The organism is Stenotrophomonas sp. GD03819, from assembly GCF_029841665.1.
Taxonomy (GTDB): domain Bacteria; phylum Pseudomonadota; class Gammaproteobacteria; order Xanthomonadales; family Xanthomonadaceae; genus Stenotrophomonas; species Stenotrophomonas geniculata.
The window spans coordinates 12,860-37,700 of record NZ_JAOCEW010000045.1; the positions used below are offsets into that span (position 1 = coordinate 12,860).

Genomic DNA, 24,841 nt, shown 5'->3' on the forward strand with positions numbered 1-24,841 from the left:
CGATTGGCGAGACTTTGAGTGACGGGATTGTCCGCTTGTTGTGGTACGCACATCTTTGTGACGAATGTGTGATGGTGCGGATCGAAATGAAAACGGGGGCCCGAAGGCCCCCGTGGGATCCGACCCCGCCTTACGCGATCAGAAGAACGCGCGGATGCCGAATGCGACACCACGGCCCGGCAGCGGCGAGTAGTCGCGCAGCAGCGAGGTATGCGGACGCACTTCGCGGTTGGTCAGGTTGCTGCCATCCAGGAAGACTTCGTAGCTGTTGCTGGCGTTGCGATCCCAGCGGTAGGCCAGGTGCGCATCGACCAGGGTGTAGCCGTCGCTCGGTGCTTCGTTCTGCGCGACGTCCTTCTGGCGGCTGTAGCGCACCGCACCGACCGAGGCGCGCCAGCCGTCCTTCGACCAGCGCAGGTCGGCACCGACGCGGGCCGGGGCGATACGCGGCAGGTAGCCGGTGTTGGCCAGTTCCACGTTGTAATTGTGGTTGTGGTCGCCGTGCGGCACGGCGATGTCGAGGTTGCGGCTGCCGCTGCCATCCAGCTTGGCCTTCACGTAGTCACCGAACAGGCGCAGATCCCAGTCACCGGCGCCACCCTCGAACAGGTGCACCAGCGCTTCGGCCTCGGCGCCGCGGAACACCGCGTCCTGCTGGGTCCAGGCGCGGACCGGCAGGCCTTCGGTAACACCGGTGTCGGCCAGGTAGATGAAGTCCTTGAACCTGGTCTGGTAGACCGACGCGGAGAAGTCCAGGCGCTCGCTGTGGGTGTGGATGCCCAGTTCCACGCGCTGGCCGCGCTCGGTCTTCAGGTTGGCGTCGCCGATTTCCAGCGAGCGGGTGGCGATGTGTGCGCCGGCGGCATACAGCTCTTCGTTGGTCGGTGCACGCTCGGAGCTGTCCACGCCGATGCGCAGGTCAACGGCGTCGTTGAGCTTCCAGATACCGGCGGCAGACAGGTTGGTGGCACCGAACGTACGGCGGCGGTAGTCACCGGTCGGGTCCAGCTTGACCTGGTCGTGGCGGCCGCCGAGTTCCAGCTTGAACGGGCCGAACTGCTTTTCCTGCAGTACGAACAGGCCGATGTTCTTCGTGCCGGTATCCGGCACGAACGCCTCTTCGCCCTTGGCGCCGAAATCACTGTTGCCAAACTGCAGGCCGAAGGCACCGTCCCAGCCACCGATCTGCTGCTGTACGGCTTCCAGACGCGCTTCGATGCCACGGTTGGTGAAGCGGGTGGACGGCGTGCCGGCTTCCAGCTCCACGTGTTCGTAGTCGGTGTAGGCCACGCGTGCGTTGATGTTCTTCAGGAACGAGACCGGGTCGTAGATGCCGGCCTTGGTCTCGAAGCGGTTCTGCACCATGTCGATGCGCACGTCGTGCTCGTCGCCGCCTTCTTCTTCATCGCCATGGTCGTGACCGTGGTCATGGCCATGATCATCACCATCGGCGTGCACGTGCGCGCCATTGGGAATGCCGTAGTTGGTGCGGTAGGTGCTGGCCGATACGCCGAAGTAGCCGCCGTCGCCCAGCCACGTTGCGCCGACGCCACCGGCGCGGGTGCGGATCGAGCTGTTGTCCAGGCGGCCGCGACGCGGCTCTTCACCCTCGGCCGCGTCATGGTCGTGATCGTGGTCATGATGATCTTCAAGGCTGTCGATCACTGCATAACCGGGGATGCGGTAGTCGTCGCCATTGCGGACCAGGCCATCCACGTGCAGCACGACATTGCCGCTGACGCCATCGAGGCGGAACATGCCGCTGCGTTCGTTGTTCACCGAATTGCCGCGCAGTTCTGCGCGGCCGCTCAGAGGGCGCTCCGGCAGTTCGCGCGCGATGCGGCCATCGACCACATTGACCGCACCACCGATGGCGCCGCTGCCGAACAGCAGCGTGGCCGGACCCTTCAGCACTTCGATCTGGTCGGCCAGGAACGGCTCGATGCTGGTGGCATGGTCGGCGCTGACGGTGGATGCATCCATGTTGCCCATGCCGTTGGACAGCACGGCCACGCGCGGGCCTTCCTGGCCGCGGATGATCGGGCGGCCGACGCCGGGACCGAAGAAGGTGCTCTGTACGCCGGGCAGCTTGGCCACGGTATCGCCGAGGGTGCCGGCCTTCTGCTCGTCCAGGCGTTCACCGGCCAGAACCTCCACCGGGCGTGCCAGCGATTCTGCGTCGCCCTGCAGCGGCGACGCGGTGACCTGCACCGACGACAGTTCAGTCAGGTGGCGGTCACGATGGGAATCGTCTTCGCTGGCGGCGAAGGCAACGGTCGGAAGCAGGGCGGTCAGGGCCAGGGCGAGGGAATGCGGCTTCAACCGCGGGGTACGGGCGGGCATCGGTGGGTCCTTTGTTACACTGTATCAATCGCTGGGCGCACGCATCCCGTCAGCGGGACAGGGGAAGGGAAACCGTGCGGGTCGGGAAGGGATGTTATATTATTCCATAACGATTCGCCGACCCTGCTGGAAGTCATGTCCCTGTCCTCACGCCTGCGCCACCTGCTCGACCGTTTCGGCGCCACTGGTTCGATGCTGTGCGCGGTGCATTGCGCGGTGATTCCGGTGCTGCTGGCCGCAGCGCCCTCGCTGGGCCTGTCGTTCTGGCTGAGCGACGGCGTGGAACAGGCGCTGGTGGTGTTCGTGACCCTGCTGGGGCTGTTCAGCCTGGTCTGGGGCTACCGTCGCCACGGTGCGCTGCGTGCGCTGGGCTTCCTGATTCCCGGCCTGGTGGCGTTGTGGGCCGGCGTGCTGTACGACCCGTTGCACCACAATGCGGTGCCGCACGCGGTGGTGATGACCGTCGGCGGCCTGCTGGTGGGTGTGGCCCATCTGGTCAACCTGCGCCTCAACCACGGTCACGTGCACGACGCCAGCTGCGCGCACTAGGCGCTCCATGGTAGGATTTTCGATCGTGCGCGGGGGCGCCCAGCAAGGCGGCCCCGCCGAACCCGTGTCAGTACGGGGTAACCAGATTTCACATTTGAGGAGTTGAAGACATGGGTAAGGGTGACCGCAAGACCGCCAAGGGCAAGCGCTACAACGCCAGCTACGGCAACGCCCGTTCGCACACCGCGAGCAAGGTCGCCGTAGGCGCCGCCGCTCCGGTTGCCAAGAAGACCGTGGCCAAGGCTCCGGCGAAGAAGGCTGTGGCGAAGAAGACCGTCGCCAAGGCCTGATCCGGCCCAGACCGGTTCAACGAAAAACGCGGCGCCTGGCGCCGCGTTTTTTTATGCACGTTTTTGTAGAGCCGAGCCCATGCTCGGCTGGCGCAATGCAGCCGAGCATGGGCTCGGCTCTACAACCGGATCAGCGCAGGGTGTTCTTCAGCGTTTCCGGATTGCCGTCGTTCGGCGCGGCCGGCACCTGCAGCAGGTGCGCCAGCAGCGGGTAGACGTCGACATTGTCGAAGCCATCGATCACCAGGCCCTGGCGGAACGACGGACCGCTGGCCACGAACACCGCGCGCATGGAGGGCAGGGCGTTGTCGTAGCCATGCGAGCCTCGATCCTGCCTGGCGCGCTTGGCGATCTTCTCCTGGTGAAGGGCGTCCCAGCCTTCATCCATGGCACAGACGATGGCCGGAACCCGCGGATGCGTGCCGTAGTGCCAGCGCGCCGGCAGGTTCTCCTTCTTCCAGCACTCGTAGTGCGTATGGCGGCCGAGCAGGGCGCGTTCCGCTTCCGCTTCGCGGCCCGCGACCGGCGCAAAACCTACCGACTGGCCCTGGCTGACATTGCGCGCGATGGCCGGATCGGCCATTGATTCGGTGGCGATCACGTGGCCGTCGGCGACACTGGCCATGCCGTGGTCAGAGACCACGATGATGTTGGTGGTCGCGACCAGGCCGCGCTGTTGCAGTCCATCGAGCACCTGGCCGACGATCTGGTCGGCGCGCACGATGGCGTCGGCGTACTGTTTCGACTCGGGGCCGTAGTTGTGGCCTGCCTTGTCCACGTGTTCCATGTACAGCGTGGTCAGGCGCGGTGCATCGGCATCGGTCTGCGCCAGCCAGTCGAGCACGATGCCGGCGCGCTGCTCCAGTGGTTCCTTGCCATCGTAGACGCGCCACTGGCTGGGGCGCACGCCACGGATTTCCGACTCGCTGCCCGGCCACGAGGTGGTGGCGGTGCGCACGCCGACGTTCTCGGCGCCGACCCAGATCGGTTCGCCACCCCACCAGCCGCTGGTAGTGACCGCGTCGCGGTTGCTCAGTTCGAAACGGCCCAGGGTTGCATCGTCCATGCTGTTGTTGACGATGCCGTGGTGGTCCGGGCGCAGGCCGGTGACGATGGTGTAGTGGTTGGGGAAGGTCAGCGACGGGTACGAAGGCGTCATCCAGCGCGCGCGTACCCCGCCGTCGATCAGTCGCTGCAGATTCGGTGTCAGGCCGCGATCCAGCGCATCGGCGCGCAGGCCGTCGATCGAGATCAGCAGCAGCTTCGGCGGTCCAGCCGTTGCAACAGTGGTGGGAACAGAGGCGGAAGGGGGGGGCGCGGTGGTGCAGGCGGCCAATGGCAGCAGCAGCGCCAGCGCGCAGGTCAGGCGTACGGAAGTCATCCGTCCATGATAGTGCGAGGTAATGACGCGCCCAAGACACGGCGCACTATGCGCACTATCGCGCGCCGTGTCCGCGCATTTTTCCTTATCCCCGCGCCTGTCGGCGCGCCCCCTTCAACAAGAAGGGGGCTTTTCTCCAGACAGTTTACAGACGCTTCCATACACGCATGGCGTGGATCTACCGCGTCGACCAAGGTCGACACCTACCCACCGCCGCGGGAATCTGTCGAAGGTGGGGCGGTGTGGGTGGGCAGGACCGTTGGCGCCATGGATGGCGCCATCGAGCCCCCATGGATGGGTTTACGGCGTGTCCTGCCCACCCATACCGCCCAACCCAACGCGTAGAAAATCGGAGCTGTATTGGCTCTTGACCTTGCCGTTGCCTCTGCGGGTGCCGGGCGCAGCCCGGCCAGCCCTCTCAGGCGAACAGCGGTGCCTGGCGCTGTTCCAGCCGCAGCAGTGCAGCCTTGGTTTCCAGCCCGCCACCAAAGCCGGTCAGTGCACCGTTGCTGCCGATCACGCGATGGCAGGGCAGGATGATCGGCAGCGGGTTGCGGCCGTTGGCAGCGCCGACCGCACGGGTCGCACTGGGCTGGCCGAGGTGCTGCGCCAGCTGCAGGTAGCTCCAGGTCTGGCCGAACGGAATCAACGCCAGCGCCTGCCATACACGCAGCTGGAACGGCGTGCCACGTGGTGCCAGCACGAGGTCGAAGCTGTTGCGCTCGCCGTGAAGGAACTGCAGCAGCTGATCGCGTGCTTCCGGCAGTGCATCCGGGGCGTAGTGCCAGTCTTCGCGGCCGCGTGCCGGATGGCGGTTTTCCGGGAACAGCACATGCGACAGGCCACGCTCGTCACCGGCGATGGTCAACACGCCGATCGGGCTGTCGAAACGATCGAACAACAGGGTCATGTCGGTTCTCCAACGAAGGTGCCGGACAGGTGCCACAGATGCAGCACGGCATAGGCGCGCCACGGGCGCCACGGTTGCGAGCGGGCTTCGGTCGCACGCTCGCTCAGGCGCTGGCCTTGGGCGTGGCCGAGGACCTGCTGCAGCACCAGGTCACCGGCGGGGAAGGCATCGGGCTGGCCAAGTCCGCGCAGCGCGATGTACTGCGCGGTCCACGGGCCGATGCCGGGCAGTGCCACGCAGCGCGCAACGAATTCCTCCAATGCCTGACCGGGCCCGAAGTCGAGCTGGCCGCTGGCGCAGGCAGCGGCCAGCGCACGCACGGTGGCGGCGCGGGTGCGCGGCAGGCCGATCGATTCCAGCGGCGCCTCAGCCAGTACCTCGGGCGCGGGGAACTGGCGATCGAATTCCGATGGCATGCCCGGCAGGTGTGCGCCATAGGCATCGACCAGGCGCCGCGCGAAGGTGGTGGCCGCGGCCACGCTGACCTGCTGTCCGAGCACGGCGCGTACGCCCACCTCGAAGCCATCCCAGCCACCGGGCACGCGCAGACCGGGACGTTCGGCGATGCCTCGCGCCAGCAGCGGTTCCTCGCCCAGCGCGGCGTGCACCTGCTGCAGGTCGGCATCCAGATCGAACACGCGACGCACGCGGCGCACGATGTCGGGGATCAGGCGCGGATCGACCGCGCCCAGCTGCAGGCGCAGTTCCGGGCGTTTCGGGTCGGCGGTGACGCGCAGCAGGGTGGGGCGCTCGGGTGTGCCGAGCACGCGCTGGTAGCTGTCTTCGCCGATCAGTTCGATGCCGGGCAGGCTGCGCTTGCGCAGGAAGGCCAGCATGCGCGGGAAATCCAGCGGTGGACGGTACACCAGGCGCAGTACCAGGCAGCCGTCATCGGCGGCCGGCGGCTGATGCTGGCGACGCAGTGCCGTCGGTGCCATGCCGCAGCCCTGCAGGAAGGCGGTATTGAAGCGGCGCAGGCTGTTGTAGCCGGCGGCCAGCGCAACATCGGTCACCGGCAGCGTGGTCTCGGTCAGCAGCTGCTTGGCCAGCAGCAGGCGATGGGTGGCGTGGATCTGCCCCGGCGTCGCGCCCAGGTGTTCAACGAACAGGCGCTGCAGCTGGCGCGCGCTGAGGCCGATCTTCTGCGCGAGGTCGGCAACGGGCTGCTCCTGCAGGAAACCGCCATGGATCAGGGCGAGGGCGCGCTGCACGGTCTGCCCAGCCAATGCCTGCTGTGCCTGCGGCGCCAGTTCGGGACGACAGCGCAGGCACGGGCGGTAGCCGGCGGCGGCGGCCGCAGCGGCGGTCGGGTAGTAGGTGATGTTGCGCGGCTTCGGGGGCGGTGCCGGGCACACCGGGCGGCAGTAGATGCCGGTGCTGCGCACGGCGGTGAAGAACACGCCGTCGAAGCGTGCGTCGCGGGCCAGACGGGCGCGGTCGCAGGCGGCGGTGTCGAGGGCGAGGGCGGTGTCCATGGCGCCAGTCTAGGCGTGTGCGGGTGGAGATACTCGCCACATTCGGACATGGATGCTGAAGGGCGTCAGGTCGGGCTGTGCCCGGCACCCGCGGTAGTGCCGGCCGCTGGCCGGCAACGGCAACGGCAACGGCAGAAGCTGGTTTCCTGTGGGGAGGCGGGGTGGGCCCGGTTGCGGGAGACGCCGTAAACCCGTCCTTGGGGGCTTGGCCGCGGCATCCATGCCGCGGACACTCCCGCAACCGGACCCACCCCGCCTTCGACAGGTTCCTGCGATCTGTCGGAAGGGCATCCCGCTCTGCTAGGTGTCGACCTTGGTCGACACGCTTTCCCAAGGGTCAGAAGGGGTTCAGTACCACGCGCTGAATGCGCGCCCCGGACGGGTAGACTGTGGCCCTTGCTCCCTTGAAATCCGGTTGCCCGATGTCCGCCAAACTCCGCTGGTTGCCCCTGTTGTGCCTGGCCCTGGCGGGCTGCAGTCAGCTGGAGAATCCGGGCAATGTGACCGCTGCCGACAAGGCGGCGCGGGCACCGGCCAGTGATGGCGAGAACATGGTGTCGATCAACGCCGCCGATGCGCCACCGCCGCCGGCGCCGCCGCGCAGCCGGGCGGATCGGCCGTGGCCGCAGGCGCAGCTGGAGAACGGGCGTGCGTGGGTCAGCTGCAGCACCGAATATGCCGGTGACGCGGGCGACGGTGTCGAGCTGGAAGGCCTGCAGCGCGAGCAGATCAGCCAGGCGCTGGCGCCCTGCGCCGAACGTGGCCTGATGCGCGTGCGCTACGCCGGCAAGATCAACCCGGGCTTCGCCGAGACGATGTGGCGGTTGGCCGTGGTTGCCGACCAGCAGAAGATCCACAAGCGCATCCTCGACCTGGATTCCAGCGGGGGCCAGGTGGAATCGGCGATCGTCGCCGGTGACAGTATCGGTGAATCCGGCTGGACCATCTGGGTGCGCGAAGGCTCGATCTGCCACAGTGCCTGCGTGTTCGTGCTGGCCGCCGGTGACAACCGCCTGCTGTCAGGCAAGGTCGGCATCCACCGCATGATGCGCATCAGCTCCAAGGCCACCTCGCGCGCAGAACTCAACCGCGAGCTGCACGAGGTCTACGACAACGTAAAGGACTACCTGCAGCGCAACGGCGTGGCGGTGGGCGTGGCTGATCTGATGATGACCGTGCCCAACCGCAGCCTGCGCCTGCTGACCGCGGACGAGCTGCGCCAGTACGGCCTGGATGGCACCAACGCGGTGCAGGACGATCTGGAACGGATCAAGCAGATGCGGGCCTGCGGCGATGATTTCGTGCAGCGCAAGGACGCGTTCCTGATCGCCTTCGACCAGCAGTGCAAGCGCGAAGGCGCCGACATGGAATCGATCAACAGCTGCGGCCAGGCACTGAAGCAGCGCTTCGGTTTCCCGGATGCAGTGTGCCCGGAAGAAAGCCCGCTGTCGGAGATCGACGTGGCAACGCTGCCGCCGGCACCGTCGGAGCCGCCGCCGGTGGCCGAACAGGCGCCGGCAGACTCCGGCACGCCTGCCGCGCAGGCCGATGCCGCCACGGTGGAAGGCAGCGCCAACGCGCGCTGACGAACAGCTCACCGCGCTGGCGTAGACTGCGGTTCTTTCCCGAGAACCGGCGGTGTCCATGAAGCGCGTGCTCCTGCTGCTGTCCCTGCTGCCCCTGACCGCATTGGCGCAGGCACCTGCGCCGGCCACGCCCGCCCCGGCACCCGCGCGCCCGGCACCGGCCTCGCCAGCGGCTGCAAAACCGGCTACCGCCGGCGCTCCGGTGTTGACCGCCGCGCAGCAGGCGCAGGTGCAGAAACAGGACGCGGAAATGGGTGCGGCCGCAGTGAAGGCGGCGCAGCTGGTGGATGCCAACCGCGCAGGCGAATTGTGGGACGGCGCTTCGGCCGTCGCGCGTCGTGCGGTACCGAAGGCCGCCTTCGTCAGCCAGTTGACCAGCGAGCGCACGCGCCTGGGTGCGTTGGCCGGCCGCGGCCAGCCGACCATTACCCGGGTCAAGTACAGCGCCGGCGCTGCGGTGCCGGAAGGGTTGTACATCAACGTCAGCTTCCCGACCCGTTTCGCCAACAGCGCGCAGCCGGTGCGCGAGCTGGTCTCGTTCCGTTTCGACGAGGACCAGGTGTGGCGCCTGGCCGGTTACAGCCTGCGTGCGTCGGCACCCTGAGGAGATGCATGATGGCAACCGAACTGACGATGCTGGCCTGGTCGGTGCTGCTGGGCTTTGTCTACATTTTCGCCACCTCCACCGTGGTCACCCGCGAGCGCGGGATGAAGTGGAATGCTTCGGCGCGAGATGGCGAAGCGAAGCCGGTCAGCCCGCTGGCCGGTCGCCTGCAGCGGGCCCAGGCCAACTTCCTGGAAACCTTCCCGTTCTTCGCCGCCGCCGCGATCGCAGTGGTCGTGGCTGGGCGCGGCAACGACACCACCGCGCTGGCTGCGCAGGCCTACGTCTGGGCGCGTGTGGCCTACTTGCCGCTGTATGCCGCAGGCGTGCCCTACGTGCGCAGCCTGGTGTGGCTGGTGTCGCTGCTGTCGATCCTGGCGCTGGTGTTCGCGTTGTTGTGACCCGGGCCTGATCCAGATCAAGGCCGGTCAGGTGTGTGGCGCTATGCTGGCCCGGACTGAATCAACGGCAGGAGGCGCGCATGCGCAGGATGGACGTGGTGGTGGTCGGCGCCGGACCGGCAGGCCTGTGCTTCGCGCGCGCGCTGGCCGGCAGCGGGCTGCTGGTCGGGCTGGTCGAAGTGCAGCCGCGCCAAGCCTTGGCCGAAGCCGCCTTCGATGGCCGCGAGATCGCGCTGACCCATGCCTCGCGGCAGAGCATGGAGCAGCTGGGGTTATGGCAGCGCCTGCCGCATGCCGAAGTCGCTGAACTGCGCGATGCCAAGGTGATGAATGGTGGCTCGCCATTCGCGCTGACCTTCGCCAGCAGCCAGGTCGACGGCCAGCCGCTGGGCTGGCTGGTGCCCAATCATCTGATCCGCCGTGCTGCATGGGATGCCGTGCAGGGCCAGGACGGCCTGGAGCTGTTCGACGGGCGCAAGGTGCAGGGCGTGCAGGCCGATGCACAGGGCCATGTGGTCAAACTCGATGACGGCAGCCAATTGCATGCGCGGCTGCTGGTGGCCGCTGACAGCCGCTTCTCCGCCACCCGCCGCATGCTCGGCATCGGTGCGCAGATGCGCGACTTCGGCAAGTCGATGCTGGTGTGCCGCATGCAGGTCGAGCGCGACCATCACCACACTGCCTGGGAATGGTTCGGCTACGGCCGCACGATGGCGCTGCTGCCGCTCAACGAGGGCCAGGCGTCGGCGGTGATCACGCTGCCGCCGCGGCAGATTGAAGAACTGCTGGCAATGGATGAGGTGGCCTTCGGTGAGGCCATCAGCGGTTGCTTCGAACATCGCCTGGGCCGCATGCAGCCGGTGGCCACGCCGCAGGCGTATCCGCTGGTAGGTGTGTATGCGCACCGCTTTGTCGGCGAGCGTTCGGCACTGATCGGCGATGCCGCAGTCGGCATGCACCCGGTCACCGCGCATGGCTTCAACCTGGGACTGGCCAGCGCACAGCGGCTGGCGCAGGGCATCGTCGAGCAGCAGCGTCGCGGTGCCGACATTGCCGCGGCCGGCATGCTGGCCAGCTACCAGCGCGGTCACCGGCTGGCGTCGCGGCCGCTGTACGAGGCCACCAATGCGATCGCCAGCCTGTACACCGACGATCGCCGTCCGGCGCGCCTGCTGCGGGCGGCCGGCCTGCGCCTGGCGCAGGGCGTAGCACCGTTCAGGCAGCTGATTGCCTCGCACCTGACCCAGCGCGTGGCCTGAACAGCTTCAGATCAGCCGGCAGCCAGCACCCGGATCTGGCTGTCGGCGAATTCGACCACCTGGCCTGCGCGGATCTTGCAGGCCTTGCGCAGTTCGACTTCGCCATCGACCCGCACCTGGCCGTCACCGATGACCATCTTGGCTTCGCCGCCGCTGGTGACCAGGTCGGCCAGCTTCAGCAACTGCTTGAGTTCGACGTAGTCACCGTCGAGGTCGAATTCGAGAATCTGCATGGAGCGGGTTTCCTGGGAAGGGGCGCGGGCCAGCGGCCGGGCCGGGGAAGAGGGCGCGTATTGTGCGCCAGCACGGGGCATGACGACACGCGCATGGCAAGCTGTACACCTTGTTCAGGATCAATGCGGTATGATTCCGCTCTGAGCGAGTGAAATCTCCTCCAACCGAGCAGCGCCAGGGCACGCGATAAGAAGGGCGCCCAAAGCGCGGACCATCACCTTTTTTATCGCACTGCCAGGAAGACGGCAGTGTCTTCGGAGTTCCCCATGTCCCAAGATTCCCAAGCGCCGCTGCAGTTTGCGCAGCTCGGCCTGTCCGAGCCCGTGATGCAGGCGGTCACCGCCATCGGCTACGAAACCCCGTCGCCGATCCAGGCCGCCACCATCCCGGCGATGCTGGAAGGCCGCGACGTGCTGGGCCAGGCCCAGACCGGCACCGGCAAGACCGCCGCGTTCGCGCTGCCGGTACTGTCCAACATCGACCTGCAGCAGATCAAGCCGCAGGCCCTGATCCTGGCACCGACCCGCGAGCTGGCCATCCAGGTTGCCGAGGCGTTCCAGTCCTATTCGTCGAAGATCCCGGGCTTCCGCGTGCTGCCGGTGTACGGCGGCCAGCCGTACGGCCAGCAGCTGTCGGCCCTGCGCCGTGGCGTGCACATCGTGGTCGGTACCCCCGGCCGCGTGATCGACCACCTGGACCGCAGCACCCTGGACCTGTCCGAGCTGAAGACCCTGGTGCTGGACGAAGCTGATGAAATGCTGCGCATGGGCTTCATCGACGACGTCGAAGCCGTGCTGAAGAAGCTGCCGGAGCAGCGCCAGGTGGCCCTGTTCTCGGCCACCATGCCGCCGCAGATCCGCCGCATCGCGCAGACCTACCTGCAGGACCCGGTGGAAGTGACCATCGCGGCCAAGACCACCACCTCGGCCAACATCCGCCAGCGTTACTGGTGGGTGAGCGGCATGCACAAGCTGGATGCGCTGACCCGCATCCTGGAAGTCGAGCCGTTCGACGCGATGATCATCTTCGCGCGTACCAAGGCCGGCACCGAAGAACTGGCCAGCAAGCTGCAGGCCCGTGGCCTAGCCGCTGCCGCCATCAACGGTGACATGCAGCAGGCCCAGCGTGAGCGCACCATCGCCATGCTGAAGGAAGGCAAGCTGGACATCCTGGTGGCCACCGACGTGGCCGCCCGTGGCCTGGACGTGGAGCGCATCAGCCACGTGCTGAACTACGACATCCCGTACGACACCGAAAGCTACGTGCACCGCATCGGCCGTACCGGCCGTGCCGGCCGCAGCGGCGAGGCGATCCTGTTCGCCACCCCGCGCGAGAAGGGCATGCTGCGCCAGATCGAGCGCGCTACCCGCCAGCCGATCGAAGAGATGCAGCTGCCGAGCGTGGAGGCGGTCAACGACACCCGCATCAACAAGTTCACCTCGCGCATCAGCGAAACCCTCGGCGCCGGTGGCCTGGACTTCTACCGCCAGCTGCTGGAGCGCTTCGAGAAAGAGCAGAACGTGCCCGCCATCGAGATCGCCGCCGCGCTGGCAAAGCTGCTGCAGGGTGACACCCCGTTCCTGCTGCAGCCGCCGGTGCGCGCCCCGCGTGAAGAGCGCGCGCCGCGCGAGCGCTTCGAGCGTGGCGACCGTCCGGAGCGTGGCGATCGATTCGACCGCAACGAGCGTGGTCCGCGCTTCGAGCGTGGCCCGCGTCGTGACGACGCCGAAGGTGGTTTCGAGCAGCGTCCGCGCCGCGAGGTTCCGCCGCGTGGTGCACCGGAGCAGGGCATGGAGACCTACCGCATTTCGGTGGGCCACCAGCATGGCGTGAAGCCGGCCAACATCGTCGGCGCCATTGCCAACGAAGCCGGACTGGAAAGCCGCTTCATCGGCCGCATCGACATCCACGACGACTTCTCGCTGCTGGACCTGCCGGCGCAGATGCCACCGGACGTGCTGTCGCACCTGCAGAAAGTGTGGGTGTCCGGCCAGCAGCTGCAGATGCGTGCGCTGGCCCCGGGTGAAGACACCAACCCGGCCCCGCGTCCGTTCAAGCCGCGCTTCGACAAGCGTGGTCCGGGCGGCCCGGGTGGCCCGCGTCGTGGCGGCCCGGGTGGTCCAGGTGGCCATGGTGGCGACCGCGGCGGTGACCGCGACAGCCGCCCGCCGCGTCGTGATGGCTTCAAGCCGCGCGGCCCGCGCAGCTTCTAGGCCGCACCCGCAGCCGTCCTGATCAACGCCAGCCTCCGGGCTGGCGTACAGGAAAAGGGGACGGAGGGGATTAAGTCGTAAATGGCAGGCCGCGCGCTTATGCCGAAAACGACTTAATCCCCTCCGTCCCCTTTTTCGCATGGCCCACACATTGCCGGTCATAGGCTGGGCCGGTTCCAAGGGAGGTTGTCACCGCAGCACATTCGGGGGGATCCGGGATGGGTAGAAGTGGCACGGACCAGCAGAGCCGGCGGGTGCCGATGACCCGTGGCCTGGGATTGCGCTTTGCGTTGTTGACGGGCATGGCGATCGGGTTGGTCGCGCTGTCCGCCTTGATCCAGGAGCTGCAGGCGGCCTCCACCGCATGGATCGCCGGCCAGGGCTACTGGTCGCGTGGTCAGCAGGATGCGACCGCCGCACTCAGCCGCTATCTGGCGCGCGGTGATGCCCAGGACCTGGACGACGCGCGCCAGGCGCTGCGGATTCCGTTGGGGGATCTGCAGGCCCGGCTGGCGCTGGAACAGGCGGTACCGGACGAGGAGAAGGCCAGGCAGGGCTTCCTGCAGGGCGGCAACGCGCGCGCCGATATTCCGCGCCTGGTGTTCTCGTTCCGCTATGCACGCGACATCGGTGCATTCCGGGAAGCAAGCACGCTGTGGCGACAGACCGATGATGACCTGTTGGCCGTGCAGCGGCTGGTCGCCGAGCTGCAGTCGGGGCATGCCCAGGGGGCGCTGCCAGTGGCGGACCGCGACCGGTACCTGCAGCAGCTGCGTGATCTGGACCGGCGGTTGCAGGTGCAGGCACAGGCATTTTCCCAGGCGTTGCTGCGCATGGCCACGATGGTGCGGATCGCCACGCTTGTGGTCGGTGGGCTGTCGGTGCTGGCGATCAGCCTGATGGCTGTCGCGCTGGCGCGCCGCGTCGGCAAGGACCTGACCGAGCACGAAAGCCGCTTCCGTGCGGCCTTCTACCAGGCCAATGTCGGCATGCTCAAGCTCGACACCGACGGCAAGGTGATCGAAGCCAACCAGGCGATGGCCGATATCCTCGACTACCGACGCGACGTGCTGCTGCAGATGTCGCTCGGTGATCTGCTGATGGAAGGCGAACTGGTCATCGATGGCGTCGGCCGCATTGACTGGGACCGGCAGCTGCGGCCGAGTGAGCTGCGCTTCTGCCGCCGCGATGGCAGCCTGGTGTGGGGGCGCTGGAGTGGCACCGGCGTGCGCAGCGCGGGAGGTGGCCTGTCGGTGTTTGCGATCATCGAGGATGTCAGCCAGAACCATGCCCTGGCGCGCGAGATCGAACACCACGCCAGCCACGATCCGCTGACCGGCCTGATCAACCGGCGCGAGATCGAGCGGCTGCTGGAACGTTCGCTGCTGCAGGTGCGCAGCGACGGCGGCACGCATGCGCTGTGCTACATCAACCTGGACCACTTCAAGCTGGTCAACGACAGCTTCGGCCACGCCGCCGGTGACCAGATGCTGCGCAGTTTCGCCGACTATCTGGTGGCTGCAGTGCGTGACGGTGACTGGGTCGGCCGCCTGGGCGCCGACGAGTTCGCCGTGTTCCTCGCCCATGCCGGGCAGGACGAGGCCAAGCGGGTGCTGCAGCGGGTGATCCGCAACCTGGGCCAGGCCACGTTCCCGATCAGCGAGGGCAGCCCGCAGCTGAGCTGCAGCATCGGTGTGGTTGAAGTCAGCGCCGACGCCCCCGATGCGAACTGGCTCATGAGTGCTGCCGACAGCGCCTGCTATGCCGCCAAGCAGGCCGGTCGCAACCGGGTGCACTGTTTCAATGAGAACCGCATGGCGCTGGAGGAGCGCCGCCGGGAAGCCGAGCGGTTGCAGGGCGTCAGCCTGGCGATGGCCGAGAACCGCATGCTGCTGTATGCGCAACGCATCGCCCGCGTGGGCGATCCGACCTACCTGCACTACGAAGTGCTGGTGCGCATGCGCGGTACCGACGGCAGCCTGCACCTGCCCGGACAGTTCATGCCGGCAGTGGAGCGCTATGGCATGGCGGTGGCGCTGGATCGTCACGTGCTCGGGCTGCTGTTCCGCCACCTGCAGGTGTGCCCGGCACACGTGCGCCAGCTGGGCCTGTGCAACGTCAACGTCTCGGCGCAGTCGATCGCCGAGCCCGGCTTCCTCGCCTTCGTCTGCGACCTGCTCGAGCGCAACCGCGCGCTGGCCTCCAAGCTGTGCTTCGAGATCACCGAGACTGCGGCGATCAGCAACCTCACCCAGGCCCGTGCATTCATCGATGCGGTCAAGGCGCGGGGCTGCCGGATGGCACTGGATGACTTCGGCTCCGGCCTGTCTTCTTTCGGCTATCTGCGCCAGTTGCCTGCGGACATCCTGAAGATCGACGGCGCCTTCGTGCGGGACATGGATACTGATCCAGTCAGCCACGCCACAGTTCGCGCGATCAGCGAGCTCGGGCGCGAGCTGCAGATGGAAGTGGTGGCCGAGTGGGTGGAGACCGCCGAGGTTGCCGGTGCGCTGACCCGGCTTGGCGTGCAGGGCCTGCAGGGCTATGCCATCGAACGCCCGCAGCCGCTGGAGCGGCTGACCCTGGCCGATCTGCGCCCGGTGCGGCTGGTCGCGGTGAAGGGGCCGCCGGGGGCTGGCTGAACGGCGTGGCGGCGACTTTGGTCTACACGTGCGGCGTACGTCCGGCTGCGATAATGCCGGCCAGGGGCGACGCGCAGTGGGCGCGGGCGTAAGCAACAACAGGATGTGGCGTGGGCGGCAGGCAGTGGCAGTACGGAACGGGAGCGGTGCTGGTCGTACTGCTGGCGTGGTTGGCGACGCCGTGGCCGCTGCAGGCCGCAGCGGTGGAATCGGGGCGCGATTACCTGCTGGTCGGTGGCGCCACCGATGAGCCCACCCCGCATCGTGCGTGCACGCCGCACATGCTGTCGGGCCCGCGCCAGCAGGTGCTGGTGCCGGCTCCGCGGGAAGGCTGGTCGGGCCAGCCACAGGCGCTGGACGTGTTCAATGTCTTTGCCGGCGAAGTGCGGGTACAGCACGGTGACCGCGAAATCTGCGGCAACATGCACGACGCCCGCACCCGTGATTCGCGCTTCCGTGCAGGCATCGGCCTGGTGGCCGTACCGCCGGCCGGCAGCCATGAGCCGTTCCTGGTTTCCTGGCAGACACCGCTGAAGACACGTTGGGTACCGACCCTGCGGCTGGGCGCGCCCAGCCCGGTGCAGCAGAACGACACCGCCCGCCTGCTGATGCGTGCTGCCTGCATCGCCGTGGCGATCGCGCTGGCGCTGTCGGCGTTGATGGCCTTCCTGACCACGCGCGATCGCAGCTTCCTGGTTTACGTCGCCGGCACCACGGTACTGGTGCTGTGGCAGGCGATCCTCGGTGGCCTCAGCGGCTACCCGGAACCGTGGCTGCCGGTGGGGGAGCGTGGGGCCTGGTGGCTGCTCTCGCTGACCGCCGCCACGCAGGCGCTGGTACTGCCGGCACTGTGGCGGCTGAACGGCGGTGACCGCGTATGGCCACGGTCGCGGCCGCTGCAGGCGACCGTGCTGTGGGGCCTGGTGGCGCTGGCCGTCCTGGTGCCGTGGCTGCGCTGGGAACAGCTGGCCTGGGTCGCGCAGGGCCTGCAGGTGACCTATCTGCTGGGGTGTGGCCTGGCGTTGCTGATGGGCGTATGGGCACGTTGGCGTGGCGACCGTTGGTCGCAGGCAGGACTGGCCGCATTGGCACCCATGCTGGTCCTGATCATCGCCGATGCCTGCCGTGCGGAATGGTTGTTGGAGTACCGGGTCGAAGCACTGCAGCTGGCGGTGACCTGGCTGCTGATGATGGCCGCCTATGCCATGAACCAGCGGCTAGGCCGACTGCGCCAGCAGCGCGATGAACTGCGTCAGCTGGCCGAAACCGACGGCCTGACCGGACTGCCGAATCGCCGCGCCGGCCTGCAGCAGCTGGCCCGTCACCTGGCACAGGTCGACCGTGAGCGTGGCCCGCTGGTGATCGGCTTCCTCGACATCGACCTGTTCAAGGACATCAACGACCGCCACGGCCATGCCGTGGGCGACCAGGTACTGGTGGCGGTGGCACGCGCGCTGCGCGCTGCGGTGCGCAGCCAGGACGAAGTGGTGCGGATGGGCGGCGAGGAGTTCCTGCTGCTGATGCCCGGCATGCCGCGCGAGGCGGCATCGGCGCGGCTGGACCGCCTGCGCCAGCGCATCACCGAGGCCGGGCAGGCCCTGCAGGTGCCGGGGCTGGAAGTGACCGCCAGCATCGGCCTGGCGCAGTGGCGGCCGGGCGAGGACGATCTGGCCGGGTTGCTGCGGCGGGCCGACCATGCCATGTACGTGGCCAAGCGGGCGGGCCGGAACCGGGTGTTCGACGGCGAAGAGCTCGATCCGCCCGGCCTGGCATGAAGCGCTGCGGGCGGCGATACCGGATAATAGGGCGATGACCACCCGACTCAACAAACATATCGCCGACACCGGCTTCTGCTCCCGCCGCGAGGCCGATCGCCTGATCGCCGCCCGCCGGGTCACCGTCAACGGCCATCCGGCCGGCACTGGCGCGGTGGTGGGCGACGAAGACCAGGTGCTGGTCGACGGCCAGCCACTGCGCGCGCGCGTGGCCCGCAAGCCCGGCGCACGCCGCCATGTCTACATCGCGCTGAACAAGCCGGTGGGTGTCACCTGCACGACCGAAACCTCGGTCAAGGGCAACATCGTCGATTTCGTCGGCCACGAGCAGCGCATCTTCCCGATCGGGCGCCTGGACAAGGAATCCGAAGGCCTGATCCTGATGACCAGCAACGGCGACATCGTCAACCAGATCCTGCGTGCCGAGAACGGCCACCAGAAGGAGTACCTGGTGGCGGTGAACAAGCCGGTTACCGATGAGTTCCTGCGCGGCATGGCGCGCGGTGTGCGCATCCACGACCAGATGACGTTGCCGTGCAAGACCTCGCGCATCGCCAAGTTCGGTTTCCGCATCACCCTGCAGCAGGGCCTGAACCGGCAGATCCGCCTGATGGCCGCCGAATTCGGCTATCGCGTGACCCAGCTGCGCCGCGTGCGCATCGACAACATCAAGATCGGCGCGTTGAAGCCGGGCCAGTGGCGCAACCTGACCGAGCAGGAGCTGCAGGGCCTGTTGCCGAAGCAGCTGGACTGGTAAACGGCCTCTGTAGAGCCGGGCCCTGCTCGGCTGCCCTTTTGTCCGGGTGCAGCCGAGCATGGGCTCGGCTCTACATCGGCTAGACTCCGCAGTGACCTGCCGGAATGTGACGCTGCATGATCAAGCCCGACAAGCCTGCCAACGAAGCGCTTCGGCTCGAGGCGCTGTACCGCTACCGGATCCTTGATTCGCAGCGCGAGAAGTCATTCGACGACCTGGTGGCGATCGCCAAGGCGGTCTGCGGTACCTCGATGGCGGCGGTGACCCTGATCGATGTCGAGCGGCAGTGGTTCAAGTCGATCCAGGGCATCGACGCGGCGGAGAACCTGCGCAGCGAATCGATGTGTGGCCATGCCATCCTGCAGCCGCAGGAAATCATGGTGGTCGAGGACGCGTTGCAGGACATCCGCTTCCACGACAACCCGGTGGTGACCGGTGACCCGCACATCCGCTTCTACGCCGGTGCGCCACTGATCAGTTCCGATGGCCTGCCACTGGGTACGTTGTGCGTGTTCGATGCACATCCGCAGCACCTGCCCAGCGACAAGGCCGAGGCACTGGCCGCTCTGTCACGGCAGGTGATGCTGGTGATGGAGCTGCGCCGTTTCGCGCTCGACATCCAGAAGCACATGCTGGAACGCGATGACTACGAGCGCCTGCTGTCGGAGTACCAGGACGTGCTGCTGGCGCAGAATGCCGACCTGGCCGAGCAGAGCCGCACCGATGCGTTGACCGGACTGCCGAACCGCCGCGCGATGGCGGCGGCACTGGAAGAGGCGGTGGCGGAGATCGATGGGCAGCCGGGACTGGCCTGCGTGGCCTTGCTGGACATCGATCACTTCAAGCACATCAACGATTTCCAGGGCCACGCCACCGGCGACCGGGTGCTGGCCGAGCTGGGCGTGCTGCTGCGCTCGCACTTTGCCGGCCGTGGCATGGCCGCGCGCTATGGCGGCGAGGAGTTCGTGGCGGTGATGCCGGGCACCGATCTGCACACGGCCGAACTGCAATGCGAGTTCCTGCGCCTGGCCGTGGCAGACCTTCCGCTGGGTTTCCCGGTCACGATCAGCATCGGCGTTGCCCAGCACCAGGCAGGTGAAAGCGTGGATGACATGCTGGCGCGCGCCGACAAGGCGCTGTACCGGGCCAAGGGCAACGGTCGCAACCGGGTGGAACGGGCGGGCTGAGCCCTGCATGCAGTAGGTCCACGCCATGCGTGGATGATTTTGCCGATGGGATAACGCCGTGTCGCTGCCTGTGCGATTGTGCCCGGCGAATATGCCGTTCCTGTTCCCACGGACGCCGACCATGCTGCAGACCCTGGCCATCGCCCACTATCGTTCGCTGCACGGGCTGGTCCTGCCGCTGCAGCAGTTGAACGTGGTGACCGGTGACAACGGCAGTGGCAAGTCCAGCCTGTACCGCGCGCTGCGCCTGCTGGCGGAGACCGCACAGGGCGGCGTTGCAGCGGTGCTGGCCCGCGAAGGGGGGCTGGGTTCGGCGCTGTGGGCCGGCCCCGAATCCATCGATCGCCGGGTCGCGGCCGGCGAGATCCCGCTGCAGGGTGGCCCTCGGCAGGCATCGGTGGGATTGAAGCTCGGCTTCACCACCGACGAATTCGGCTATGCCATCGACCTGGGCTACCCGCCGCCCAGCCATTCGGCGTTTGCGCTGGATCCGCAGATCAAGGTGGAGGCGATCTGGGCCGGGCCGTTCCTGCGCAGCGCCAACCTGCTGGTTGATCGCCGTGGGGCAATGGTGCGGCAACGTCATGCGCGCGGCTGGGATCTCGTGGATGACCGGTTGTCGCTGTTCGATAGCCTGTTCACCCAGGTCGGCGATCCGCAGCGCATGCCGGAAACCATCGCCTTGCGTGAGTACATCCGTCGCTGGCGCTTCTACGACCATTTCCGCAGCGATGCCGATGCCCCGGCGCGACAACCGGCGATGGCCACGCGCACGCCGGTGCTGCATCACGACGGCCGGGATCTGGCGGCAGCCTGGGTGACCATTCTCGAAATCGGAGATCCGGTCGCGTTGGCACGCAGCGTCGACGATGCGTTCCCCGGCGCCACGGTCGGCTTCGAAGAGCTGGACGGTCGACTGGCCCTGCGCTTCCACCAGCCGGGGTTGCTGCGGCCGTTGTCGATGGCCGAACTGTCCGACGGTACGCTGCGCTTCCTGCTGCTGGCTGCTGCGCTACACACGCCACGCCCGCCGCCGCTGCTGGTGCTCAACGAGCCGGAGACCAGCCTGCATCCGGACCTGCTGCCGGCGCTGGCGCGGCTGATCATCGCGGCCAGTGCGCGCAGCCAGGTGTGGGTGGTGTCACACGCCAGCCGGTTGATCGCAGCACTGGAGCAAGCGCCCGGCTGTCATTCGCTGCACCTGCACAAGGAACAGGGCCGCACGCTGCTGAGCGGGCAGGGCCTGCTGGATGCGCCGGCATGGCACTGGCCGCAGCGTTGATACGGCCATCCACGCCCTGCGTGGACGCGCTCAATCGGCGATGTTGCGTGCCTCGGCCGTGCCAAGGATTTCCGGATGCTGCACCGGCTTGCGGCGGTTCAGCAGCGGATGCAGGAACACCGCGCCGACGATGATTGCCACGCCCAGGTAGAACCACGGGGTGACCTCGTGCTGCTCGCGCAGCAGCACCACCGCCAGCACCACCGCATAGACCGGTTCCAGGTTGGTCACCAGCTGCACCGTGTAGGCGCTCAGGTGGCGCAGCGCGACCAGGGCCAGGGCGAACGGCAACAGCGTGCAGAACCCCGCCAGTACCAGCAGCAGGATGCCGTCGTGCAGGTCCGGAACCACCCACAGCGGGCTGGCCAACGCCGGCAGCAGGTAGGGCATCAGCGGTGCCAGCAGGGTCAGGGTGAGGGTGCCCGCGCCCAGCTCCAGTGCGGTGACCGTCAGGGGATCGGCGTGGCTGACCATGCGCTTGTTGAGCGAGCCGAACACTGCCACCAGCAGCGCCGAGATCGCGCCGATCAACACACCGAGGCGCATGCCATCGGGCACGCCACCGACCACCAGTGCAACACCCGGCAGCACCGCCAGGCCGAACGCCAGTTCACGCAGCTGGAACGGCCGCTTGGCCACCCACGGCTCGATGATCGAGGTGAACACCGGCGCCAGCGCGATGCAGGTGGCAGCCACCGAGGCGTTGGCCAGCTTCACCGCGCCGTAGAACGTCAGCCAGTGCAGGGCGACCAGCGCGCCGATGCCGGCGTAGCCGGACACCAGCCGCAGGGGCAGGGTGCGCAGCCCGCGCCAGACCCGTGGCAGCAGGGCCAGCATCGCCGTCACCAGCAGCATGCGCCACCATACCAGCGGCAATGCGGGCAGGGTGATCAGCTTGCCGAGGATGGCGGTGATGCCCCACAGCAGGACACAGAAATGGATCTGCCACAGCGCTTTGCGGGTGTCGGGTGTGCTCATCTGCCTATTGTGAGGCAAGGCGAACGTCGCAGCGCTACCCGCGTGTGGAATGACTGCTCTGGTCAACCTGCCGCTGCAGCGCCATCGCTGCCGCCGGGTTGCGCGCCTTGCCTGCGCCGATGCACAGGAGGTAGACCTCGCGCGGGCTTTCAGGGGCGGGCCCTGCCAGGCAGGGCAGGTCGTCCACCGGCTCGCCGCGCGACCAGCGCCTGGCCCGTTCGGCCCAGCGCTGCTGCATGGGCGCCAGCAGGCCCTCCTTCAAGCGGGCTTGGCTGCGCTTGATCCGTGCGTAGACGAAGCCGGCGCTGACATCGCCGTGCAGGGGCGCATCGTCGCTGTCCTCGATCACCACGGCCACGCCATGCGCGCGTGCGGCGGTAACCAATGCCGGGCCATGCGCCTCGGCATTGCGGACTTCCAGGGCATGCTGCAGCGGCACGCCGCCCAGCTGCTTGGGCAGCTGCGCCATCAGCCGTTCCAGCGCTTCGGCGTCGGCCGGATGCCGCGGATCGAACTGCCACAGCAGGGGGCCCAGCCGGTCGCCGAGTGCGAGTGCGGCCTGCAGGAAGGGCGCGGCTGCCTCCACCGTGCTGGACAGGTCGCGGCGCTGCACCAGGTAGCGTGGTGCCTTCATCGCAAAGCGGAAGCCTTCCGGCGTCTGCGCGGCCCACTGCGCGCACTGTGCTGCGGTGGGCGTGCGGTAGAAGGTGCCGTTGATTTCGATGCAGCGCAGGGCACGGCTGGCATGGGCCAGTTCTTCACGCTGCGGCAGGCCCACGGGGTAGAAAACGCCGCCGCGCCATTCGGGAAACACCCAGCCGCCGATGCCGCAGCGGATCGCTGCGGCGGTCACTGGTCGTGGTCCGCGCGCCACGGATCGTAGCTGCCGAACCACCACAGGTAGCCTTCCGGATCGGCGCAGGCATAGCCACGGCCGCCGTAGTCCTGGTCGGCGATGTCGATGACGATGCGGGCGCCTGCGGCCTTGGCCCGGGCGTAATGGGCGTCGGCATCGGTGACGATCACGCAGGCACTCTGGGTCTGGCGGCCGCCCACCTCGTCCGGCATCGCGGCATGCTGGCTCCAGGCGCTTTCCCTGTCGGCCGAGCCGAGCATGATCATGCCGCTGCCGAAGGTCAGCTGCGCATGGAACACCGTATCGCCATCGGCGTAGACAGCCTGGGCATGGAAGCCGAAGGCGCGCTGCAGCCAGTCGATGGCGGCCTGCGCGTCGCGATAGCGCAGGCACGGAATGATGGTGGAGCCGTTGCTCGGTTGGCCGTTCCCGCCCATGACACCCCTCCTATGGCACAGGGCAGGGTGCGCCGCAGAACGTTACCATCCCGCGAAACCCCGGTGACGGCCTGCACATGGCCGCCACCCCTGTTCGGAGATCGTGCTGGATGAAACCCTGGATTGGAGGAGCCGTGCTGCTGGCGTGCACGACCATGGCGAGTGCTGCCACCCCGGCGCAGCTGCAGGACCTGGATGCGACCGTCGAGCGCGTGCGCGCGCAGTTCGACGTGCCCGGCATTGCCGTGGCGGTGGTCAAGGATGGCGAGGTGGTGCTGGAGCGCGGCTGGGGCGTGCGCGAGCAGGGCAAGCCGGAACCGGTGCAGGCCGATACGCTGTTCGCCATTGCTTCCAACACCAAGGCGTTCACCGCCACCTCGCTGAACCTGTTGGCCGAGGACGGCAAGCTGAAGATGGACGACAAGGTGATCGACCACCTGCCGTCGTTCCGCATGTCCGACCCGTTCGTGACCGGGCAGATGACGATCCGTGACCTGCTGTCCCACCGCAGTGGCCTGAGCCTGGGCGCTGGTGACCTGCTGTTCTGGCCGACCACGTCCTACAGCAATGCCGAAGTGGTGGAGCGGTTGGGCAGAGTGCCGCTGAAGGGCGGTTTCCGCGAAAGCTATGCCTACGACAACATCCTGTACGCGGTCGCCCAGCAGGTGATCGAGCATGTCTCTGGCATGAGTTACCAGCAGTTCCTGCAGACCCGCATCTTCGACAAGGTGGGCATGGCCGGCACGCGCTACAACGCCGATCACCTGAAGCCCGGCGACAAGGCCGCGGTCGGCCACGCCAAGTACGATTTCAAGGACCTGCGCACCGTTGCGCCGCTGACCTGGTCGAACAACGCCGGCGCCGGTGGCATCTATTCCAGCGCGCATGACATGGCGCGCTGGATGAAGGTGCAGCTGGCCGAAGGCAAACTGGCCGATGGCACGCCGCTGTTCAGTGAAAAGAGCCAGCAGCAGATGTGGCGGATGATCACCCCGCAGTCGATCCCGGCGCCGAGCGTGTCGGAGCTGGCACCGGCGCGAGCCAATTTCGCCGGCTATGGCGAAGGCTGGAGCCTGAGCGATTACCGTGGGCAGAAGCTGGTCTGGCACACCGGTGGCTGGCCGGGCATGGTCTCGCGGCTGACCCTGGTGCCGGGCGAGAAGCTGGGCGTGGTGGTGCTGACCAACCAGGAAGTGGGCGCGGCGTTCAATGCGATCACCCTGAGCGTGCTCGATGCCTATCTGGGCGGCGGGAAGCACGACTGGGTGGACGCCTATGCCAAGGCCGTGGCCAAGGGCCAAGACAAGGCCGACGAAGCCTGGGCCAAGCACCAGAGCGCGCGCGACAAGGGCAGCAAGCCGTCGCTGGCACTGGCCGGCTACACCGGCACCTTCCGTGACCGCTGGTATGGCGACATGCAGATCAGTGCCGAGGGCAAGGGCCTGCGCCTGCGCTTCATGAAGACCGCGCAGCTGAGCGGGCGCCTGGAGCACTGGCAGCACGACACCTTCATCGTGCGCTGGGACGACCGTTCGCTCAACGCCGACGCGTTCGTGAACTTCAGCCTGGACCCGGACGGCAAGGTACGCGAGGTGCGCATGCAGTCGATCTCCGACCTGACCGATTTCAGCTTCGATTTCCAGGACCTGCTGTTCACCCCGGCAACGTAACCCGATGCGGCC

The 24,841-nt window shown here is 67.6% G+C and carries 21 protein-coding genes; 13 read left to right on the top strand and 8 right to left on the bottom strand.

Going from position 1 to position 24,841, the window contains the following annotated elements; genetic code table 11:
* Positions 1-138: 138 nt before the first annotated feature.
* The gene (locus tag N5D45_RS20130) at positions 139-2,343 is read right to left on the bottom strand and encodes a TonB-dependent receptor (RefSeq protein WP_019338436.1); all 2,205 of its coding nucleotides are present in this window, start codon (positions 2,341-2,343) and stop codon (positions 139-141) included.
* Positions 2,344-2,478: 135 nt separating this feature from the next.
* Between N5D45_RS20130 and N5D45_RS20135 the strand changes: the two genes are divergently transcribed.
* Entirely contained in the window at positions 2,479-2,892 is a 414-nt protein-coding gene (locus N5D45_RS20135; RefSeq protein ID WP_019338435.1) for a MerC domain-containing protein, read from the top strand.
* Positions 2,893-3,002: 110 nt separating this feature from the next.
* A complete protein-coding gene (locus tag N5D45_RS20140; RefSeq protein WP_010483110.1) occupies positions 3,003-3,182 on the top strand; it encodes a 30S ribosomal protein THX in 180 nt (59 codons plus the stop codon).
* A gap of 130 nt (positions 3,183-3,312) precedes the next feature.
* Here N5D45_RS20140 and N5D45_RS20145 read toward each other — a convergent pair whose 3' ends face one another.
* From N5D45_RS20145 to N5D45_RS20155, 3 genes are all read right to left on the bottom strand, one after another.
* On the bottom strand, positions 3,313-4,563 hold the full coding sequence (locus N5D45_RS20145) for an ectonucleotide pyrophosphatase/phosphodiesterase (RefSeq protein WP_228355167.1): 1,251 nt from the start codon (positions 4,561-4,563) through the stop codon (positions 3,313-3,315).
* Between the two features lie 418 nt (positions 4,564-4,981).
* Positions 4,982-5,473 carry a methylated-DNA--[protein]-cysteine S-methyltransferase gene (locus N5D45_RS20150; RefSeq protein WP_019337599.1) on the bottom strand — a complete coding sequence of 164 codons (492 nt, stop codon included), beginning with the start codon at positions 5,471-5,473 and terminating at the stop codon, positions 4,982-4,984.
* Entirely contained in the window at positions 5,470-6,948 is a 1,479-nt protein-coding gene (locus N5D45_RS20155) for a DNA-3-methyladenine glycosylase 2 (RefSeq protein WP_125437107.1), read from the bottom strand. Before N5D45_RS20155 ends, N5D45_RS20150 begins: the two co-directional genes overlap by 4 nt.
* A 422-nt stretch (positions 6,949-7,370) precedes the next feature.
* On the opposite strand from N5D45_RS20155, the gene N5D45_RS20160 reads away from it, so the two are divergent.
* The 4 genes from N5D45_RS20160 to ubiM all read left to right on the top strand — a co-directional run bounded on the left by N5D45_RS20160 (position 7,371) and on the right by ubiM (position 10,798).
* The gene (locus N5D45_RS20160) at positions 7,371-8,534 is read left to right on the top strand and encodes a hypothetical protein (protein ID WP_279939509.1); all 1,164 of its coding nucleotides are present in this window, start codon (positions 7,371-7,373) and stop codon (positions 8,532-8,534) included.
* Positions 8,535-8,592: 58 nt separating this feature from the next.
* Complete coding sequence (locus tag N5D45_RS20165) at positions 8,593-9,138, top strand: DUF4019 domain-containing protein (RefSeq protein ID WP_010486405.1); 546 nt, start codon at positions 8,593-8,595, stop codon at positions 9,136-9,138.
* Positions 9,139-9,149: 11 nt separating this feature from the next.
* Positions 9,150-9,539 (top strand): MAPEG family protein, encoded by a 390-nt coding sequence (locus N5D45_RS20170; protein ID WP_134958800.1) that lies wholly within the window; start codon positions 9,150-9,152, stop codon positions 9,537-9,539.
* A gap of 80 nt (positions 9,540-9,619) precedes the next feature.
* Positions 9,620-10,798 carry a 5-demethoxyubiquinol-8 5-hydroxylase UbiM gene (gene ubiM / locus N5D45_RS20175; protein ID WP_228355168.1) on the top strand — a complete coding sequence of 393 codons (1,179 nt, stop codon included), beginning with the start codon at positions 9,620-9,622 and terminating at the stop codon, positions 10,796-10,798.
* Between the two features lie 11 nt (positions 10,799-10,809).
* Here the strand turns inward: ubiM and N5D45_RS20180 are convergent, their stop codons facing one another.
* On the bottom strand, positions 10,810-11,031 hold the full coding sequence (locus tag N5D45_RS20180; protein WP_010486399.1) for an RNA-binding S4 domain-containing protein: 222 nt from the start codon (positions 11,029-11,031) through the stop codon (positions 10,810-10,812).
* A 267-nt stretch (positions 11,032-11,298) separates the two neighbouring features.
* Here N5D45_RS20180 and N5D45_RS20185 point away from each other — a divergent pair, with 267 nt between their 5' ends.
* The 6 genes from N5D45_RS20185 to N5D45_RS20210 all read left to right on the top strand — a co-directional run bounded on the left by N5D45_RS20185 (position 11,299) and on the right by N5D45_RS20210 (position 20,888).
* Entirely contained in the window at positions 11,299-13,245 is a 1,947-nt protein-coding gene (locus N5D45_RS20185; protein WP_228355169.1) for a DEAD/DEAH box helicase, read from the top strand.
* A 218-nt stretch (positions 13,246-13,463) separates the two neighbouring features.
* A complete protein-coding gene (locus N5D45_RS20190) occupies positions 13,464-15,887 on the top strand; it encodes an EAL domain-containing protein (protein WP_019337606.1) in 2,424 nt (807 codons plus the stop codon).
* A gap of 110 nt (positions 15,888-15,997) precedes the next feature.
* Positions 15,998-17,662, top strand: a complete 1,665-nt coding sequence (locus N5D45_RS20195; RefSeq protein WP_164192367.1) for a diguanylate cyclase — start codon at positions 15,998-16,000, stop codon at positions 17,660-17,662.
* 34 nt (positions 17,663-17,696) lie between these two features.
* Entirely contained in the window at positions 17,697-18,419 is a 723-nt protein-coding gene (locus N5D45_RS20200; RefSeq protein ID WP_010486389.1) for a pseudouridine synthase, read from the top strand.
* A gap of 116 nt (positions 18,420-18,535) precedes the next feature.
* The gene (locus N5D45_RS20205; protein ID WP_010486387.1) at positions 18,536-19,606 is read left to right on the top strand and encodes a sensor domain-containing diguanylate cyclase; all 1,071 of its coding nucleotides are present in this window, start codon (positions 18,536-18,538) and stop codon (positions 19,604-19,606) included.
* A 121-nt stretch (positions 19,607-19,727) separates the two neighbouring features.
* Positions 19,728-20,888, top strand: a complete 1,161-nt coding sequence (locus tag N5D45_RS20210; protein ID WP_019337609.1) for an AAA family ATPase — start codon at positions 19,728-19,730, stop codon at positions 20,886-20,888.
* Between the two features lie 30 nt (positions 20,889-20,918).
* Here the strand turns inward: N5D45_RS20210 and N5D45_RS20215 are convergent, their stop codons facing one another.
* From N5D45_RS20215 to N5D45_RS20225, 3 genes are read right to left on the bottom strand one after another with little or no spacing between them, the layout of a single operon-like run.
* Positions 20,919-21,866 (bottom strand): DMT family transporter, encoded by a 948-nt coding sequence (locus tag N5D45_RS20215; protein ID WP_228355170.1) that lies wholly within the window; start codon positions 21,864-21,866, stop codon positions 20,919-20,921.
* 34 nt (positions 21,867-21,900) lie between these two features.
* Positions 21,901-22,719, bottom strand: coding sequence for a DUF72 domain-containing protein (locus tag N5D45_RS20220; RefSeq protein ID WP_164192365.1), 819 nt, complete (start codon positions 22,717-22,719; stop codon positions 21,901-21,903).
* Positions 22,716-23,159: a VOC family protein gene (locus N5D45_RS20225; protein ID WP_019337612.1), complete on the bottom strand. Its 444-nt coding sequence runs from the start codon at positions 23,157-23,159 to the stop codon at positions 22,716-22,718. Before N5D45_RS20225 ends, N5D45_RS20220 begins: the two co-directional genes overlap by 4 nt.
* Before the next feature lie 110 nt (positions 23,160-23,269).
* Between N5D45_RS20225 and N5D45_RS20230 the strand changes: the two genes are divergently transcribed.
* Positions 23,270-24,829 carry a serine hydrolase gene (locus N5D45_RS20230; protein WP_279939512.1) on the top strand — a complete coding sequence of 520 codons (1,560 nt, stop codon included), beginning with the start codon at positions 23,270-23,272 and terminating at the stop codon, positions 24,827-24,829.
* Positions 24,830-24,841 lie beyond the last annotated feature (12 nt).

Bases quoted from the DNA above. Each gene is read 5' to 3' on its own strand.
- N5D45_RS20205 (WP_010486387.1), top strand. From the start codon at position 18,536: ATGATCAAGCCCGACAAGCCTGCCAACGAAGCGCTTCGGCTCGAGGCG.
- N5D45_RS20180 (WP_010486399.1), bottom strand. From the start codon at position 11,031: ATGCAGATTCTCGAATTCGACCTCGACGGTGACTACGTCGAACTCAAG.
- ubiM (WP_228355168.1), top strand. From the start codon at position 9,620: ATGCGCAGGATGGACGTGGTGGTGGTCGGCGCCGGACCGGCAGGCCTG.
- N5D45_RS20225 (WP_019337612.1), bottom strand. From the start codon at position 23,159: ATGGGCGGGAACGGCCAACCGAGCAACGGCTCCACCATCATTCCGTGC.
- N5D45_RS20230 (WP_279939512.1), top strand. From the start codon at position 23,270: ATGAAACCCTGGATTGGAGGAGCCGTGCTGCTGGCGTGCACGACCATG.
- N5D45_RS20130 (WP_019338436.1), bottom strand. From the start codon at position 2,343: ATGCCCGCCCGTACCCCGCGGTTGAAGCCGCATTCCCTCGCCCTGGCC.
- N5D45_RS20160 (WP_279939509.1), top strand. From the start codon at position 7,371: ATGTCCGCCAAACTCCGCTGGTTGCCCCTGTTGTGCCTGGCCCTGGCG.
- N5D45_RS20210 (WP_019337609.1), top strand. From the start codon at position 19,728: ATGCTGCAGACCCTGGCCATCGCCCACTATCGTTCGCTGCACGGGCTG.
- N5D45_RS20190 (WP_019337606.1), top strand. From the start codon at position 13,464: ATGGGTAGAAGTGGCACGGACCAGCAGAGCCGGCGGGTGCCGATGACC.
- N5D45_RS20200 (WP_010486389.1), top strand. From the start codon at position 17,697: ATGACCACCCGACTCAACAAACATATCGCCGACACCGGCTTCTGCTCC.
- N5D45_RS20215 (WP_228355170.1), bottom strand. From the start codon at position 21,866: ATGAGCACACCCGACACCCGCAAAGCGCTGTGGCAGATCCATTTCTGT.
- N5D45_RS20170 (WP_134958800.1), top strand. From the start codon at position 9,150: ATGGCAACCGAACTGACGATGCTGGCCTGGTCGGTGCTGCTGGGCTTT.
- N5D45_RS20135 (WP_019338435.1), top strand. From the start codon at position 2,479: ATGTCCCTGTCCTCACGCCTGCGCCACCTGCTCGACCGTTTCGGCGCC.
- N5D45_RS20185 (WP_228355169.1), top strand. From the start codon at position 11,299: ATGTCCCAAGATTCCCAAGCGCCGCTGCAGTTTGCGCAGCTCGGCCTG.
- N5D45_RS20145 (WP_228355167.1), bottom strand. From the start codon at position 4,563: ATGACTTCCGTACGCCTGACCTGCGCGCTGGCGCTGCTGCTGCCATTG.
- N5D45_RS20165 (WP_010486405.1), top strand. From the start codon at position 8,593: ATGAAGCGCGTGCTCCTGCTGCTGTCCCTGCTGCCCCTGACCGCATTG.
- N5D45_RS20150 (WP_019337599.1), bottom strand. From the start codon at position 5,473: ATGACCCTGTTGTTCGATCGTTTCGACAGCCCGATCGGCGTGTTGACC.
- N5D45_RS20140 (WP_010483110.1), top strand. From the start codon at position 3,003: ATGGGTAAGGGTGACCGCAAGACCGCCAAGGGCAAGCGCTACAACGCC.
- N5D45_RS20155 (WP_125437107.1), bottom strand. From the start codon at position 6,948: ATGGACACCGCCCTCGCCCTCGACACCGCCGCCTGCGACCGCGCCCGT.